The sequence below is a fragment of the Synechococcus sp. R70.1 genome, from assembly GCF_047461675.1.
Classification (GTDB): Bacteria; Cyanobacteriota; Cyanobacteriia; order Thermostichales; family Thermostichaceae; genus Thermostichus.
Window position 1 is genome coordinate 207,789 of record NZ_JANSHR010000026.1, and the last position, 14,951, is coordinate 222,739.

Here is a 14,951-nt window from a genome sequence, read left to right on the forward strand (position 1 = left end):
GCTGCCAGCAAGCCATTGCCACAAGCAAGGACAACCACCAGAAGCCCCCAGCAGGGGTAGGGGGTGGGCACTCTCCAGCCAAGGTAGACGAGCCGATCCCTCTGGTAGAGCTGCGGCAGGTCTCTAAGCGCTTTGGGGCTACGGTGGTGCTGGATCGGATTGACCTCAAAGTGTACCGGGGCGATGCCCTAGGACTGGTGGGGCCTTCCGGCACTGGCAAGTCGACCCTGTTGCGCATCATCGCGGGCCTAACGGAGCCCGACGCTGGCGAAGTGCTCTGGTGCGGTATTCCTTTGCCAGAGATTCAGGCCGGCCACTGCACTCCTCCTTTGCGGCTGGGCATGGTATTTCAGCAAGCGGCCCTGTTCGACTCCCTAACGGTGGAGGAAAACGTCGGGTTTTTGCTCTACGAGCACTCGCGGCTGCCGCGAGCCCGCATTCGGGAACTGGTGGCGGCCAAGCTGGAGGCGGTGGGGCTGGCGGGTAAGGAGAACAGCCTGCCGGAAGAGCTCTCTGGGGGGATGCGCAAACGGGCTAGCTTTGCCCGCGCCATCATGGAGGATCCGTCGCTGCCCCAAGACGAGCCGCAACTGCTACTTTACGACGAGCCCACAGCGGGCCTGGATCCCATTGCTTCCACCGTAATCGAAGACCTCATCCGGGATCTGCAACAGGTGAAAAAAGCTTGCGAGAGCTACATCGTCGTAACCCACCAGCACAGCACCATCTACCGTGCCACCGACCGCGTTGTGCTCTTGGCCCAGGGGCGAGTGCAGTGGGAGGGATCCGTGCAAGAGATTGAGACGAGCGACAACCCCTTTGTGCGGCAATTCTTCAGCGGTAGTGTAGAAGGGCCAATTCAAGTGGCAGGGCAGGTGTGATGCGTTCGCGAGCCATCCGAGAAGGGGCAGTGGGCCTGTTGATCTTGGCGGGGGCGCTGATCTTTGCCGGGCTGTTTCTGTGGATCTACAACCTGCGCTTTGGCAGCCGCGGCTTTCGGTTTACCGTTACCTATCCCGGCGTGGCCGGCCTGGCGGAGGGCTCTAGCGTGCGGCTGCGGGGGGTAGCTGTGGGCCGGGTGGAGCGCATCGTGCCTCAGGCAGCTCAGGTGGAGGTCCAGGTGGCCATCGACCAGCCCTTGATCATCCCTCGCGATGCTCTGTTTATTACCAAGCAAACAGGGTTGGTGGGGGAGACGGTGGTGGACATCTTGCCTAGGGGGAGTGTCGAGGGGGCAGTGGGATCCCCCCTAGCTGCCGATTGCGACCGCAGCCAAATCATCTGCGATGGCGATGTGGTGGAGGGCACACCGGGGGTGGATTTTGGCCAGTTGCTGATTCCCCTAGAGCGGTTGCTTGCCCGGGTTGACGATGATGAGGTTTTTGGCACCCTTAACGCCACCCTAGAAGGGATCACCCGCGTTGCCGACAGCGTGGCCAACCTCTCGGAAACCCTGGAAGAGCGGGTGGCAGCCCTGCGCACGGAAGATCTGGACTTGTTGGAATTTACCAAGGCGGCTAGAGCAGTGAGCCAAACTGCCGCAAGTCTCCAGGAGGCTGCCGACCAGTTCACAGCCCTGCTTCTAGAAAATCGCGCCTCGCTCCAGGCCGCCCTAGAGAATATCCAGCAGGTGAGCGCCAATCTGGAGGCGATGTCGAGCGCGGTTCGCCCGCTGCTTACCGATCCGCAACTGCAGGAGGAGGTGCGCCAGATCCTAGTAGGGGCACGAGTAACGGCGGAGAACGCGGCCAAGGCCACTGAGGATCTGCGGCAGCTTGCGGCTGCCCTAAGCGACCCGGGCACCCTAGCAACCTTGCGCCAAACCCTGGACTCCGCCCGCATCTCCTTTCAGAACGTGCAAAAGATCACGGCTGACATCGACGAGCTTACCGGGGATCCCCAGTTTCGCCGCGCCCTGCGAGAGCTGGTGTTGGGGCTGAGCAACTTGGTTTCCAGCGCCCCTTCCGACAACGGGATTCAGCCCGCTGCCGTCCAAGTCGCGCCCGTTTCTTTTACCCTCGCCCCTATGGGGCAGCAGCCGGTTCCCCAAGAGGAAGCCAAGATCCCTGCCGAGATCCGCTCCCCTAGCAGCGGCAAAAGCCATTGAAGGGATCCCGAAGCTGGGGTAGGCTTTGCGGGTATAGGACGCCGCGCCGTCGACCAGGGTTGAGGTGTGAGGAATGTGTGGCATTGTCGGCTATGTGGGCTTTCAGTGGGCTGCCCCCATTCTGGTGGAGGGCCTACGCACCTTGGAGTATCGCGGCTATGACTCCGCAGGCATTGCCACCGTGGATCCAGAAGAAGGCTTGAGGATCGTGCGGGCCACCGGCAAGCTGCACAACCTGGTGGTGAAACTCACTACAAACATGCCCACAGCCAGGGTGGGGATTGGGCATACCCGCTGGGCCACTCACGGCGGCATTAGCGAAGAAAATGCCCACCCCCACTGCGACGTCCAGGGGCGCGTCGTGGTTATTCAAAACGGCATTGTGGAGAACTACCTGGAGCTAAAGGAAGAGCTGCTGCGGCGAGGGGTTACCTTTCGCTCCCAAACCGATACCGAAGTCATTGCCCAACTGCTCGGTCTCTACGTCGAGGAGCTGGGATCCTTTGAGGTGGCCTTTGGCAAAGTGATGGAACGGCTGCGGGGGGGAAATGCCGTGGTGGCTTTGGATCGGGAGGCGCCGGATCGGCTGATTGCCGCCCGCCTGGGCAATGCCGGGGCTGTGGTGATTGGGGAGGGGGAAGGGGAAAATTTTGTGGCCTCGGATCTGCCCGCCATCATCCGCCACACCCGCAGGGTGGTGTTCCTGGAAGATGGAGAGATGGCCATCCTCACCGACTCCAGCGTGCGCTATCAGCGCATTACCGGCGAGGAGCTGCGCAAAACCCCCCTTACAGTGGCCTGGGATCCGGTCTCGGCGGCCAAGGGCGGCTACAAGCACTTCATGCAAAAAGAGATCCACGAGCAGCCGCGCACCATCACCGAGACGCTGCGGGGGCGGGTGGATCTGGAAGCAGGCCGGGTGAACCTGGAGGGGCTGGCCCTGGCAGAAGCGCAACTGGCTCAGGTGGAGCAGATCCACGCTGTGGCCTGCGGCACTGCCTGGCACGCCTGCCTGGTGCTCAAGTACTTCATTGAGAGCCTGGCCCGCACCCCGGTGCAGGTGGACTACGCTTCCGAGTTTCGCTACCGCCAGCCGGTGCTGCGCCCCCACAGCCTGCTTTTGGCTCTTACTCAATCCGGGGAGACGGTGGATACGCTGGCAGCCATGAGCGAGGCCCGTAGCCAAGGGATCCCCACCCTAGCCATCGTCAACGCCATCGGATCCCAGGCCACCCGCCTGGCGGATGCGGGGGTTATCTACATCCACGCCGGGCCGGAGATCGCCGTGGCTTCCACCAAGGTCTTTACCGGCATGTTGGTGGCAGGGTACCTGCTGGCCCTGCAACTGGCCCAGGCCAAAGGGATCCTCAGCCCAGCCCAGATCCGCTCCCACCTGCAAGCTTTGATCGAGCTGCCAGCCAAGATCAGCCTCTTGTTAAAAGACGCCGCCCTCTACGACCACCTGGCGGAACAGTACCACCATGTCACCGACATGCTCTACCTGGGCCGCTGGGTCAATGCCCCCATTGCTCTAGAGGGGGCGCTAAAGATGAAAGAAGTGAGCTACATCCATGCCGAGGGCTACCCAGCAGGGGAGATGAAGCACGGCCCCATTGCTCTCATCGACGAGCGCATGCCAGTGGTGTGCATTGCCACCCGCGATCCTGTCTACGAAAAAATGCTCTCCAACATCGAGCAGGTGCGGGCGCGGGGCGGGCGGGTCATTGCTCTAATTAACCCGGAAGATACCCAGGTGCGGGAGAAAGCCGACCACGTCATCGAGGTGCCCAGCACCACTCCTCTGCTGTCAGCGGTTTTGAACGTCATCCCCTTGCAGTTGTTTGCCTATGCCATGGCCCTCCGCCGGGGAGCCGACGTGGATCAGCCGCGTAACTTGGCCAAGTCGGTTACGGTTGAATGAGCAGCGCTTGGTGAACCTTTCACCTAATCTAGGTTTTGCACAATTCGGGAAAGCTCACTTCTCTCGTCCACACTGATTCGGGTCGGGGATCCGCTGATAATCCGCTCGTAGCCGCGGAAGGAATCGCGAATTTCAATGCCCGAGTTGGAGATGACGTACTCGCGGATGCCCTTATCGTGCCAAGATCCCCGCATCTTAAAGACGTTGAGGGCCCGCGCCATCTCGCCCCGAATCTCCACGTACTGCAGCAGAATAATTGTGTCGGTAATGGTGGAGATGTGGGACTCAGTGATGGAGTGGGATCCCATGAATTGGTCAGTAGTGTTGGTGAAAAAGCCAGTGATCTCCTCCTGCTTGGCTAGGCTAGTTACACCAATAACAAACTGCCGAAAAGCATCTTGGCTTACGCCCCGCGCCAGCGCCGAGAGGGAGTCAATGGCCATGCGGGAAGGTTTGAAGGCCATCATCTCCGCTTTGATCCGCTGCAGATGGTCTTCCAGACCAGCAGACTCGGGGTAGGCGCAGATGATCTTGAGGAGGCCCTGCCGTTCAAACCCCTCTAGGTCGATGCCCCAGGAAGAGGCATTGCGGGCAAGCTGCGCCCGCGACTCTTCATAGGCAAAGAGAAGGCAGCGCTCCCCATTCAGGCAGCCCCGCTCGAGGAACTTGCTCACTAGCGAAGTCTTGCCAGTTCCCGTGGCGCCGGTGGCCAGGATAATTGAGTCCTTGAAGAAGCCACCGCCACACATTTCGTCCAGCTTCTCAATTCCAGAAGAGATGCGCACATTGGAGGAGCGCTGAGTAAGTTGCATCGCCCCCAAGGGGAAGATGCTGATCCCCTCGTTGGTGATGGTAAAGGGATATTCGCCCTTCATGTGGGTGGTGCCGCGCAGCTTCAAGATCTCGATGGTGCGCCGCCGTTTCTCTCCTTCCAGGATGTTGCGCAGGATTACCACGTTGTCGGAGACAAATTCCTCCACCCCGTAGCGAGCAATCGGGCCGTACTCGTCCGTGCGCTCCGTGGTCATGACGGTGGTGACGTTGGCCTGCTTGAGGCGGGCCGTCAAGCGGAAGAGCTCCCGCCGCACCACGCCGGCAGGGTCGTACTGCTGAAAGATGGCGGTCACCGAGTCGATGGCAACCCGCTTGGCCTTGTATTTGCGAATGGCGTACTGGATGCGTTCGATGAGGCCAGACAAATCGAAGTTGCCGCTGACCTCGTAGCCCTCCGGGTCTGGAGAAGCATCCAAGATAAAGAGCTGACCTTTGTCGATGAGGGCCTGCAGATCCCAGCCAAAGCTGGAGGCGTTGCGGATAATGTCGGCAGGGGTTTCCTCAAAGGTAACGAAGATTCCCGGCTCTTGGTACTTGACGATGCCGTTGTAGATAAATTGCAAGGCAAACAGGGTCTTGCCCGTACCCGAGGTGCCGCTGACCAGGGTGGCGCGCCCCAGGGGCAGGCCGCCGTGGCTGATGTCTTCAAAACCTTCGATGCCCGTTTGCTTCTTGGGGATCCCGCGCAGCTCTGGGCTGCCGTTGCGGCGGCTAAGGATCTCCTCGGCAGCATTCTCCCGCAGGTTTTCCGGCCCAGAAGGTTCCAATGGCTGGCTCATCCTACTCTCTCCTCTTAATCCTCTTCGTCCGCTTCTTTGCAGAGTAGATCTAGGCCGATGAGCACCTTCTCGCGGTTGGACAAGTCGCCAATGATCTTCCGTACCGGCGGCGGCAAAACTTTGGTCAGGGTTGGTGTCGCCAAGATCTTATCCTCCTCTGCCAGTTGCGGGCTCTTCAAGACATCGATTACCTTCAGGCTGTAGACGCCGCCGAACTCCTTTTCCAGGATCTCTTGCAAGGTGTTGAGGGCGCGCAGAGAACTGGGCGTATTGCCCGCCACATAGAGCTTGAGGACATAGGCTTTGCGACTGGACATGGCTAGGGATCTCTTGGAGCAGGTTGGGGAAGGGAGCGGCGGTACATTTCACTGAGGTGAGCCATCACGTCGATGAGGGTGAGGCGGTAATCCAGCAGGATCTCTTCGCTGCGACCCTCCAGCTTCAGTTGTTTGGCAAAATCCTCCATCAGGTTCATGTGCAGCTCCAAGAGTTGGGCAGCACTGATGTCGGCAAAAAAGGCAAGCGCCACCAGCTCGTCAATGCGGGCATTGACCGTCTCAGGAGACTGGAAATAGTCCAAGACAATGGCCTGGTAAAGATTGCGCAGCCGCCGCATGAGGGCCTGTTGCTCCTCGGGGGGCAGGTGGCGATAAAACAGGGCTGGATCCCGATGGTAGTACACCCCGGCATAGCCCAGCCGCTCCCGCAGCTTTTCTGCCAGCCGCTGCTGTTGCCGGTAACTGTCCTCGGGGTGGGGGAGGGCTGGGGGCAAGCTGCAGATGGGAGAAACCTGGAGAAAGAAGGCAATGGCCCGACTAACAAGCAGCTCCAAGGTGGAAGGGGAAGTCGGGGTCGGGGGGCAAAGCAGCTCTTGGGGCGAGACAAGGCGAACCAGGGTAGCGTTGTGGTAGAAAAATTGCTCTCGCTTCAGCAAAGCTCTGGCCTCTGGAGAAAGGGGAGGCTCAGCGGGGGGGCTGGCAGCCTTTTCTGGTTGGAGCTCTGCCGCCTCTGCAACCATAGCCACCACGGCTGGCAACAGCAGCCCCTGCTTGCAGAGCTGTTGGCCTAGCGCCTCCAGCGTGGGTAGCCGCTCCAAGGCTACCAAGAGCACCAGGCAGTCTGGATGGCTTTCTTCCTGTTGCAGGGCTTCCAGGAGAGTCTGGGGATCCTGGAAAACCTCAGTGACAAAACGGTCTGGCGGCAGCAAAACCTCTAGCGCCAGCTGCTTTCCTCCAGCCGGCTCCCAGGCGAGCAAAAAGCAAACGTGCAGCGGATAGGCGCTGGTCTCCAACAGGATATAACGATAAGAACTGTCTCTAATCTTAAATCTTCCTAAACGGCCTGGAATCTGCCTCGCGCTCAAGAAGCCTACACTGGGGGTGCCCCATGCTGCCTTTGATTATCGACTGTGACCCTGGCCAAGACGACGCTGTAGCCCTGCTGCTGGCGCTGGCCTCGCCTGAGCTAGAGGTGCTGGGCATTACCACGGTAGCCGGCAACGTCTCTTTGGAGAAGACTAGCCGCAACGCCCGGCAGATCTGCGAGTTGGCCGGCCGCCCGCAGGTGGGAGTTTATGCCGGCTGTCCCCGCCCGCTGTTGCGCCCCTTGGAAACCGCGGAGGAGGTGCACGGCAAAAGCGGGATCGACGGGGCCAATTTGCCGGAGCCGCAGATGCCGCTGGGATCCCAGCACGCGGTGCAGTTTCTCATGGAGACCCTTAGGGGGGCGCAGCAGCCCGTAACCTTGGCGTTGTTGGGCCCGATGACCAACCTGGCGGTGGCCCTAGTGCAGCAGCCCCAGATTGTGGAGCGCATCGGGCGGCTGGTGTTTATGGGAGGATCCGCTTTTGAGGGCAATGTCACGCCGGCTGCCGAGTTCAACATCCTCACTGATCCCCACGCCGCCCAGATTGTCCTCAGTGCCGGGATCCCCGAAGTCGTCATGCTCGGCCTAAATGTTACCGGACAAGTCCTCAGCACCCCAGAGCGGATCGAGCGCATCCGCGCTCTGGGCACTCGCGTTGGGCAAACGGTGGCCGACATGCTTACCTTCTACGGCAAGTTTGATGTCCGGCGCTACGGCCTACCGGGAGGGCCCTTGCACGATCCCTGTGTCATTGCTTACCTCCTGCAGCCGCAGTTGTTTGAGCTCAAACCCTGCTATGTAGAGGTGGATACCGTCAGCCCGCTCAACCTGGGCCGGACGGTGGTGGATCGCTGGGGCCTCAGCGGCCGCCCGGCCAACGTGCAGGTGGCCTTTGGGGTGGATGCAGAAGGGTTCTACCGCCTGCTCACTGAGCGCTTGGGCCGCTATCGCTAGCTAAAGAGGAAAACAATGAGCCAGACCCCCCCAGCTCCCCTTGGCAAACCGGCGTGGCTAAACCTGCCCACGGCTTTTACCCTGCTGCGCCTAGTAGGGATCCCCTTCATCCTGGGAGGACTGAGCCTGAGATCCCCAGAGGGGGAAAGACTGGCCCTCTGGGCGTTTCTAGGGGCAGCGGCAACCGATTGGCTGGATGGCCACCTGGCCCGCCGCTATGGGCTGGTCACCGACCTCGGCAAGGTCTTGGATCCCTTGGTGGATAAGCTGCTGGTGCTGGCGCCGCTGCTGGGCCTAGTGGAGCTGGGGCGGATCCCGGCCTGGGGGGCTTTCCTGTTGGTGGGGCGAGAGCTAGCCATCGCTGGCTGGCGGGCCAACCAAAGTCAGGTTCACAGCGCCAATTTCTGGGGCAAAGCCAAGACGGTGATTCAAATCCTAGCCATCGCCCTGCTAATCCTCAATTGGCCGGGTGGGATCCCCTGTTTTTGGGTGGCGGTGGCCCTTACCCTGATTTCGGGGCTAATCTACTTGCGCAGCAACCATGCCGCCGCAACCTCTTCCCCCGCAAAAGACTCCCTGGCCTGACAACCTTCTCGAGCAGCGCATCCTCGGCCTCGACCCCGGCTTGGGGACGGTGGGCTTTGGCTGCATTCTGGCCAGATCCGATGGTCTCCAGTCTCTGGACTACGGCATCATCAGCACGCCCGGGGAGCAGCCCATCCACGAACGGCTGCAGATTCTCTACGAGGATTTGAGGGAGCTCCTGCGGCAGCTGCAGCCTCAGCAGGTGGCCCTGGAAAAGCTCTTTTTCTACAAGATGAGCAACACCATCCCCATTGCCCAGGCGCGGGGGGTGATTTTGCTCGTCTTGGCCCAGCATCAGCTAGTGCCGGTGGAGTTTACCCCCGCCCAGGTGAAGCAAAGCCTAACAGGCTATGGCCGCGCCGACAAACAGGCCGTACAGGCTGCCGTGGCCCGCGAGCTCAACCTGCCCTGCTTACCCCGTCCCGACGACGCTGCCGATGCCCTAGCCCTTGCCATCACCCTCTGGCACCACCGCTTTGCCTAGGGCTTTTTCGGGATCGCTAAACTAGACTCAGGAGCGCAAAATACAAAAGCCTTATGCCTTCCTCTTCTGTGGATGTTTGCGAGCTGCCCCTATTTCCCTTGCCAGAGGTGGTGTTGTTTCCAGGCCGTCCCCTGCCGCTGCACATTTTTGAGTACCGCTATCGCATGATGCTCAACACCATCCTGGAGACGGATCGGCGCTTTGGGGTGCTGATGTTCGATCCCCAAAAGGGATCCCCTGTCCAAGTGGGCTGCTGTGCAGAGGTGGTGCAGGTGCAAAGGCTGCCGGACGACCGCATGGATATTATGACCGTGGGACGGCAGCGCTTCCGCGTGCTGGACTACGTGCGGGAAAAGCCTTTCCGGATTGGGCTGGTGGAGTGGATTGAGGACGAGCCCCCCCAGGGCGATCTTCAAGACTTGGTCGCTCAGGTTTCTACTCTGCTCCAAGAGGTGGTGCGCCTCTCCAGCAAGCTGATGGAACGGGAGGCGGCACTGCCAGACTCGTTGCCCACCGACCCTGTAGAGCTATCCTACTGGGTTGCTAGCCACTTCCATGGAGCCCCTCGCGATCAGCAGGCGCTATTGGAAATGGTCAGCACTGAAGCTCGGCTGCGGCGGGAAGCCGAGATCCTCGAGTCCGCCTGCAAGCACTTGGCTGCCCGCACTGCCCTCAAGGATCTCTTTTCCAAGAGTTCTTGAAGTTGCCCAAAAAGCAGAGCAGGTCAATGTCAACGGGCTTGCAAGTGCGTTGGTGCCACGATATCCGCCAGATCCCTGCCTCTAGTTGGCACGCTCTGCAAGCGGAGCGCACCTCTCCCTTTTTGGAATACGAGTGGCTATACAGCTTAGAGGCTTCCGGCTGTGCCGGCCGCAACACGGGTTGGCTGCCTTGTCACCTGCTTGTGGAGGCGGGGGGGCAGCTGATTGCGGCGGCTCCCTTGTATTTGAAAAGCCACAGCCAGGGAGAATTTGTCTTCGACCAGGAGTGGGCTGCTGTGGCCGCTCGACTGGGGGAACGCTACTACCCTAAGCTGATTGGCATGGCTCCCTTTACGCCGGCCACCGGCTATCGCCCTCTTGTCCACCCCGACTACTCAGAGGCAGAGGTGTGGCCCTTGATGTTGGCCGCCATCGATCGCTTCTGCCAAGAGAACGATATTTCCGTGTTCAGCCTGCTCTATGTGGATTTGGAGTGGCGATCCCAGCTAGAAGCCGACGGATTCACCCCCCGAATTACCCACAACTACCAGTGGCACAATCCTGGCTACCGCTCTTACGAAGACTTTTTGAGCCAGTTCAACGCCAACCAGCGGCGCAATATCAAGCGAGAGCGGGCCGCCATGGAAAAAAGCGGCATAGAACTCAAGGTCTACACCGGTGAGGAAATCACGCCGCGTCTACTTTCTCTCATGTACGACTTCTACAGCAACACCTGCGCTCAGTTTTGGAACTGGAGCAAATACCTTAACCGCCGCTTTTTTGAATCCCTCTATCCCAACTACCGGCAGCGACTGGTGCTAGTAGCCGGAGAGCGAGATTCAGAAGTGATAGGAATGTCTTTTTGTGTCCGCAAAGGGGATCGCCTCTTTGGGCGCTACTGGGGCTGCCGGGAAGAGGTGAAGTTCTTGCACTTTAACGTGTGCTACTACGAGCCCATTGCCCTAGCCATCCGGGAGGGAATCCGCAACTTCGATCCCGGAGCCGGGGGATCCCATAAGATCCGACGGGGATTCCCAGCCACGCCAGTGTATAGCTACCACCGCTTCTATCGTCCACGGCTAGGGCAGGTTTTGGTGCCCTATTTAAACCGCGTCAATCCCCTCGTGTTGGCCGAGCTGGAGAGAGTCAATCAGAACGAGGTTCCCTTTCGAGAAGACATTCTGCCTTCTTTGTCTACCCTCACTCGAGGCTAAACAACTACCACTGGATAAGCTTTCTCTGAACTGCTGCCATGCACATGGCAACGCGAGCATTGATCTCATCTTCCGACCCAAAGATATCAAGCTTTTCTTTGAGTCTTTGAATACAGTTTTGTACGGTCTTTTTGCTCGTGTGGATGCGGTCAGCAATGGCCTGGTCAGTAAGGGCCTCCTTGCAGAGTAAGTTTAAGACTTCAATTTCCCGCTCCGTCAACTTCGTTAGGCCGCGCAACTCTCGCGGCATGCGCAATTCCCCGTTGAGAGCACTTTTGGCCCCTTCCAGGAAGACGCTGCGCCGCTCCATTTTGTTGACGGCGGCAAATCCGCCCTGGTGCTTGCTGATTAGGCCCACCAGGGGAGTTAGCAGCAGGGGCTCGCTGGAATAAACCATCACGTTCAGGGTGGGGTAGTTCTCGAAAATATGGCGCAACAACTCTAGGCCCGGCTCGGCAGACTGCTCGCCGCTGGTTTGACCGTAGAGCAAGTCGACCACCACCAGGTCTGGCTGCTCCCGCTGCAACCGCCGGATGGCGTCCATCGGATTGGAAACAGCAATGCACTGGGCATCGGCTGCAATCCGCTGTAGCCACTCGCAATTGTTTTGGGCGACCTCGGGATGATCCTCGACCACCAAAAACTTAAGCGGGGCAGTTCGGCTCTCAACCTCAGACATCAATCCTCTCCTCAAATCCACTGTCAGCTGTGAGGGACAGCAAGCACACCCCTGCAGTCTAGGGATCCTACCAGCAAGCTACCCTAGTGTAGCCTCAAGCTGGGTCGGGAAAGACCTATCGAGCTAGGCTAGAGGGTGATGTCAACCGGATTCTAACCGTGGTACCCCTCCAAGATCGCAACCCCACTACCCGCCCGGCCTATGTTACCTATGCCCTGGTCCTCATCAACATCCTGGTTTTTGTGTATGAGCTTACCCTATCCCCGCAAGAACTGGTGGCTTTTTTCCGAGAGTGGGCAGTGGTGCCAGCGGAACTAACGGCCAGCTTCCGAGGCGAGATCACCTCTTCGCTGCGCCCCGAATGGGTAACTCTATTCACCTCACAATTTTTGCATGGGGGCTTTTTGCATCTCGGCGGCAACATGCTCTTTTTGTGGGTCTTCGGCAACAACGTCGAGGATCGCCTGGGCCATGTGCGCTACCTCATTTTTTACCTAACTTGTGGAGCCTTGGCCGCCCTAACCCAATGGTTTTTCGATATGGAGTCCGCCATCCCTTCGCTGGGGGCAAGTGGGGCTATTGCGGGGGTGTTGGGAGCCTACATCCTGCGGTTTCCCCAGGCTGAGATCCTGACTTTGGTGCCCCTGGGCCTTTTTACCACAACCGTCTATGTTCCTGCCTGGGTGTTTTTGGGCTTTTGGTTTGTGCAACAGGCATTTTATGGCATTGCTAGCCTGCAGACTCCTATCAATATTGGCATGGAGGGGGGAGGGATCGCCTACTGGGCCCATGCCGGAGGTTTTGTGTTTGGCCTCATCTTGGGGCCCTTGATGGGGCTGTTTGCTGGCAAAAGCCCCTATGACCGCCAGCAGCAGCACTACCCAGACTTAGATCTGTAGCTCTGACTGTCGGATTCCAAAGGCAACTTGCGAGGAAAAAAGCATGGTCAGTCTACCTGCCAAGTCTTTAACTCTGGAGGAGTTTCTACAGCAGCCGGAAACTGAGCCTCCTAGCGAGTTCATGGAAGGAGAAATTACCCAAAAACCGATGCCACAAGCAAAACATAGCCGTCTCCAACTAAAACTGGGCAGCTTCATCAACGAGCTGTTGGAGCCTCCTCAACTAGGGATGGCCTTTCCAGAGCTACGCTGCACCTTCGCCGGATATGCAATTGTGCCCGACATTTCTGTGATCGTCTGGGAGCGGATCCCTGTGGATGAAGACGGCACTATTCAAAACCTCATACCTTTCTGCCCAGATTGGGTGATCGAGATCCTCTCTCCCGATCAAAACCAAGTGAAGCTGGTCAAAAAAATCTTGATCGGCTTGGCCCACGGCTGCCAAATGGGGTGGATCGTAGCTCCCGAAGAAAGGGTTGTTTTTGTCTACCCTGCCGGGCAACAGCCGACAGTGCATGAGGATCCCCAAGAGGTTATCCCCGTTCCCGCCTTTGCCCAAGGGATCCAACTGAGCATCGAGACATTGTTTGGCTGGCTGCGGGTTTAAGCCGGCAAAAGGCAGCTACCTCCTTCAACGGCTGTTGGAGAGAGCAGGAGCTTGGGCAACTGTCCCACTGGCCTGGGGCAGTTCCTGCCGCAGCAGGGCCACCAAGGCATTCGTGGACTGGTCGTAGAGGCTAGTTACCAGCTTGGGGTAAAGCCCAATGCCGATGACAGGGATGAGCAGACAGGCGATGATGAACACCTCCCGCGGCTCGGCATCCACCAATTCTTCGTGTTCGGTGAGCTCTTTGTTTTCCGGGCCAAAGAAGATCTGGCGCAGCATCGACAGCAGGTAGATGGGAGTCAGGATCACTCCAACGGCGGCTAGGAAAACCACCACCAGCCGGAAGGGAAGGGAGTAGGCATCGCTGGTAGCCATGCCGACAAAGACCATCAGCTCAGCCACAAAGCCGCTCATGCCGGGCAGCGCCAGAGAGGCCAACGAGCAGGCGGTGAACATCGAGAAAATCTTGGGCATCTTTAGGCCGACGCCGCCCATTTCTTCCAGCTCCAGGGTATGAGTTCGGTCGTAGGTGGCCCCCACCAAGAAGAAGAGGCTGGCCCCAATGAGCCCGTGGGAGATCATCTGCAGCATGGCGCCACTCATGCCGATCTCCGTTAGGGATCCGATGCCGATGAGGACGAAGCCCATGTGGCTGATGGAGGAGTAAGCGATCTTCCGCTTCAAGTTGCGCTGGGCAAAGGAAGTGAGGGCAGCAAAGATGATGTTCACCACCCCCAGCACGATCAAGACGGGTGCAAAGTAAAGGTGGGCATCCGGCAGCATGCCCGCGTTCATGCGCATCAGGGCATAGCCCCCCATCTTGAGCAGGATCCCGGCCAGCAACATGTGAACGGGTGCCGTGGCTTCGCCGTGGGCATCGGGCAGCCAGGTGTGCAAGGGGAAAATGGGCAACTTCACCCCATAGGCAATGAGGAAAGCTCCGTAGAGCAGCAACTGGAAGTTCAGTGGATAGCTTTTGCTAGCCAAATCCGTCATGTCAAAGCTGACGGGATCCCCGTAGAAGGCCATAGCCAAGCCCGCCACCAGGATAAACAAGGAGCTGAGGGCGGTGTAGAGAATGAACTTGGTAGCCGCATAGAGGCGGTTAGGTCCCCCCCAGATGGAGAGGAGCAAATACACCGGGATCAGCTCCAGCTCCCACATCAGGAAAAACAGCAGCATGTCCTGCACGGCGAACACCCCAATCTGGCCGCCGTACATAGCCAACATGAGAAAGTAAAACAAGCGCGGCTTAAGGGTAACCGGCCAAGCGGCCAAGATGGCGAGGGTGGTTACAAAGGCCGTGAGCAGGATCAGCGGCATGGAAAGGCCATCAGCCCCAACTGACCAACTCAAGCCCACCTGGGGCACCCAGGTGTAGCGCTCCAGCAGTTGTAAGCCCGTCTGACTGGGGTCGTAGCCCACATAGAATCCAGCCAGCAGGATGAGCAGGTCAGTAACCGCAACAAACAGGGCAAACCAGCGGATCCGCTCCGCCAACTTTTGGGCATAGGCCCGGGTGGTGGGATCCCCCGCCGGCGCCGGGATCACCGGAATGAAGAGGGCGGCCACCACCGGATAGACAATGACCGTGGTCAGCCAGGGAAACTCGTGCAAGCTGGGCAGCGCCATGAAGATAACCTCGTTACGCTAAGTTCGTGCCACACCCTTCCAGGAAGATTGCTGTCGGCTACAGCCAACAGCCCTTCATCAGTATCTCGGCTCAGTAAACCTCCAGGACTATCTTACTCAAGGCTCCTTCCCTCTTCGTCGCCGGGGATGCTCCAACCGGTGCCCCTCCCAAGCCTCACTGCCTGATCCC

15 protein-coding genes are annotated in these 14,951 nt (G+C 59.1%); 10 read left to right on the plus strand and 5 right to left on the minus strand.

Going from position 1 to position 14,951, the window contains the following annotated elements; translation table 11 throughout:
- The first annotated feature begins 143 nt into the window (after nucleotides 1-143).
- The 3 genes from NW807_RS03930 (at nucleotide 144) to glmS (ending at nucleotide 4,028) form a co-directional block, all read left to right on the plus strand.
- Nucleotides 144-881 carry an ABC transporter ATP-binding protein gene (locus tag NW807_RS03930; RefSeq protein ID WP_414425336.1) on the plus strand — a complete coding sequence of 246 codons (738 nt, stop codon included), beginning with the start codon at nucleotides 144-146 and terminating at the stop codon, nucleotides 879-881.
- Complete coding sequence (locus NW807_RS03935; RefSeq protein ID WP_414425413.1) at nucleotides 881-2,107, plus strand: MlaD family protein; 1,227 nt, start codon at nucleotides 881-883, stop codon at nucleotides 2,105-2,107. Before NW807_RS03930 ends, NW807_RS03935 begins: the two co-directional genes overlap by 1 nt.
- A 73-nt stretch (nucleotides 2,108-2,180) precedes the next feature.
- On the plus strand, nucleotides 2,181-4,028 hold the full coding sequence (glmS, locus tag NW807_RS03940; RefSeq protein WP_414425337.1) for a glutamine--fructose-6-phosphate transaminase (isomerizing): 1,848 nt from the start codon (nucleotides 2,181-2,183) through the stop codon (nucleotides 4,026-4,028).
- Between the two features lie 23 nt (nucleotides 4,029-4,051).
- Here glmS and kaiC read toward each other — a convergent pair whose 3' ends face one another.
- From kaiC to NW807_RS03955, 3 genes are read right to left on the minus strand one after another with little or no spacing between them, the layout of a single operon-like run.
- Nucleotides 4,052-5,641 carry a circadian clock protein KaiC gene (gene kaiC / locus NW807_RS03945; RefSeq protein WP_414425338.1) on the minus strand — a complete coding sequence of 530 codons (1,590 nt, stop codon included), beginning with the start codon at nucleotides 5,639-5,641 and terminating at the stop codon, nucleotides 4,052-4,054.
- A gap of 14 nt (nucleotides 5,642-5,655) precedes the next feature.
- Complete coding sequence (gene kaiB / locus NW807_RS03950) at nucleotides 5,656-5,958, minus strand: circadian clock protein KaiB (protein WP_414395092.1); 303 nt, start codon at nucleotides 5,956-5,958, stop codon at nucleotides 5,656-5,658.
- 2 nt (nucleotides 5,959-5,960) lie between these two features.
- On the minus strand, nucleotides 5,961-6,848 hold the full coding sequence (locus NW807_RS03955; RefSeq protein ID WP_414395091.1) for a circadian clock protein KaiA: 888 nt from the start codon (nucleotides 6,846-6,848) through the stop codon (nucleotides 5,961-5,963).
- Nucleotides 6,849-7,027: 179 nt separating this feature from the next.
- Here NW807_RS03955 and NW807_RS03960 point away from each other — a divergent pair, with 179 nt between their 5' ends.
- The 5 genes from NW807_RS03960 to NW807_RS03980 are packed head-to-tail and all read left to right on the plus strand — an operon-like array spanning nucleotide 7,028 to nucleotide 10,944.
- A complete protein-coding gene (locus NW807_RS03960) occupies nucleotides 7,028-7,960 on the plus strand; it encodes a nucleoside hydrolase (protein WP_414395089.1) in 933 nt (310 codons plus the stop codon).
- A 15-nt stretch (nucleotides 7,961-7,975) separates the two neighbouring features.
- Nucleotides 7,976-8,545 carry a CDP-diacylglycerol--glycerol-3-phosphate 3-phosphatidyltransferase gene (pgsA, locus tag NW807_RS03965; protein ID WP_414404737.1) on the plus strand — a complete coding sequence of 190 codons (570 nt, stop codon included), beginning with the start codon at nucleotides 7,976-7,978 and terminating at the stop codon, nucleotides 8,543-8,545.
- Nucleotides 8,502-9,029, plus strand: coding sequence for a crossover junction endodeoxyribonuclease RuvC (gene ruvC, locus NW807_RS03970; protein WP_414425339.1), 528 nt, complete (start codon nucleotides 8,502-8,504; stop codon nucleotides 9,027-9,029). Before pgsA ends, ruvC begins: the two co-directional genes overlap by 44 nt.
- Nucleotides 9,030-9,082: 53 nt before the next feature.
- Nucleotides 9,083-9,730, plus strand: a complete 648-nt coding sequence (locus tag NW807_RS03975; protein WP_414395084.1) for an LON peptidase substrate-binding domain-containing protein — start codon at nucleotides 9,083-9,085, stop codon at nucleotides 9,728-9,730.
- A 26-nt stretch (nucleotides 9,731-9,756) separates the two neighbouring features.
- A complete protein-coding gene (locus tag NW807_RS03980) occupies nucleotides 9,757-10,944 on the plus strand; it encodes a GNAT family N-acetyltransferase (RefSeq protein ID WP_414404735.1) in 1,188 nt (395 codons plus the stop codon).
- Nucleotides 10,945-10,948: 4 nt separating this feature from the next.
- On the opposite strand, the gene NW807_RS03985 is transcribed toward NW807_RS03980, so the two are convergent.
- The gene (locus NW807_RS03985) at nucleotides 10,949-11,623 is read right to left on the minus strand and encodes a response regulator transcription factor (RefSeq protein WP_414410934.1); all 675 of its coding nucleotides are present in this window, start codon (nucleotides 11,621-11,623) and stop codon (nucleotides 10,949-10,951) included.
- A 158-nt stretch (nucleotides 11,624-11,781) separates the two neighbouring features.
- Here NW807_RS03985 and NW807_RS03990 point away from each other — a divergent pair, with 158 nt between their 5' ends.
- Both NW807_RS03990 and NW807_RS03995 read left to right on the plus strand, forming a co-directional pair.
- Nucleotides 11,782-12,522, plus strand: coding sequence for a rhomboid family intramembrane serine protease (locus tag NW807_RS03990; protein ID WP_414404733.1), 741 nt, complete (start codon nucleotides 11,782-11,784; stop codon nucleotides 12,520-12,522).
- Between the two features lie 43 nt (nucleotides 12,523-12,565).
- Nucleotides 12,566-13,129: a Uma2 family endonuclease gene (locus NW807_RS03995; protein ID WP_414404732.1), complete on the plus strand. Its 564-nt coding sequence runs from the start codon at nucleotides 12,566-12,568 to the stop codon at nucleotides 13,127-13,129.
- A gap of 24 nt (nucleotides 13,130-13,153) precedes the next feature.
- Here the strand turns inward: NW807_RS03995 and NW807_RS04000 are convergent, their stop codons facing one another.
- Nucleotides 13,154-14,746, minus strand: a complete 1,593-nt coding sequence (locus NW807_RS04000; protein ID WP_414395156.1) for an NAD(P)H-quinone oxidoreductase subunit 4 — start codon at nucleotides 14,744-14,746, stop codon at nucleotides 13,154-13,156.
- Nucleotides 14,747-14,951 lie beyond the last annotated feature (205 nt).

Coding starts and splice junctions, on each gene's coding strand:
- glmS (WP_414425337.1), top strand. CDS start 2,181: ATGTGTGGCATTGTCGGCTATGTGGGCTTTCAGTGGGCTGCCCCCATT.
- pgsA (WP_414404737.1), top strand. CDS start 7,976: ATGAGCCAGACCCCCCCAGCTCCCCTTGGCAAACCGGCGTGGCTAAAC.
- kaiB (WP_414395092.1), bottom strand. CDS start 5,958: ATGTCCAGTCGCAAAGCCTATGTCCTCAAGCTCTATGTGGCGGGCAAT.
- NW807_RS03980 (WP_414404735.1), top strand. CDS start 9,757: ATGTCAACGGGCTTGCAAGTGCGTTGGTGCCACGATATCCGCCAGATC.
- kaiC (WP_414425338.1), bottom strand. CDS start 5,641: ATGAGCCAGCCATTGGAACCTTCTGGGCCGGAAAACCTGCGGGAGAAT.
- NW807_RS03975 (WP_414395084.1), top strand. CDS start 9,083: ATGCCTTCCTCTTCTGTGGATGTTTGCGAGCTGCCCCTATTTCCCTTG.
- NW807_RS03935 (WP_414425413.1), top strand. CDS start 881: ATGCGTTCGCGAGCCATCCGAGAAGGGGCAGTGGGCCTGTTGATCTTG.
- NW807_RS03985 (WP_414410934.1), bottom strand. CDS start 11,623: ATGTCTGAGGTTGAGAGCCGAACTGCCCCGCTTAAGTTTTTGGTGGTC.
- ruvC (WP_414425339.1), top strand. CDS start 8,502: ATGCCGCCGCAACCTCTTCCCCCGCAAAAGACTCCCTGGCCTGACAAC.
- NW807_RS03995 (WP_414404732.1), top strand. CDS start 12,566: ATGGTCAGTCTACCTGCCAAGTCTTTAACTCTGGAGGAGTTTCTACAG.
- NW807_RS03960 (WP_414395089.1), top strand. CDS start 7,028: ATGCTGCCTTTGATTATCGACTGTGACCCTGGCCAAGACGACGCTGTA.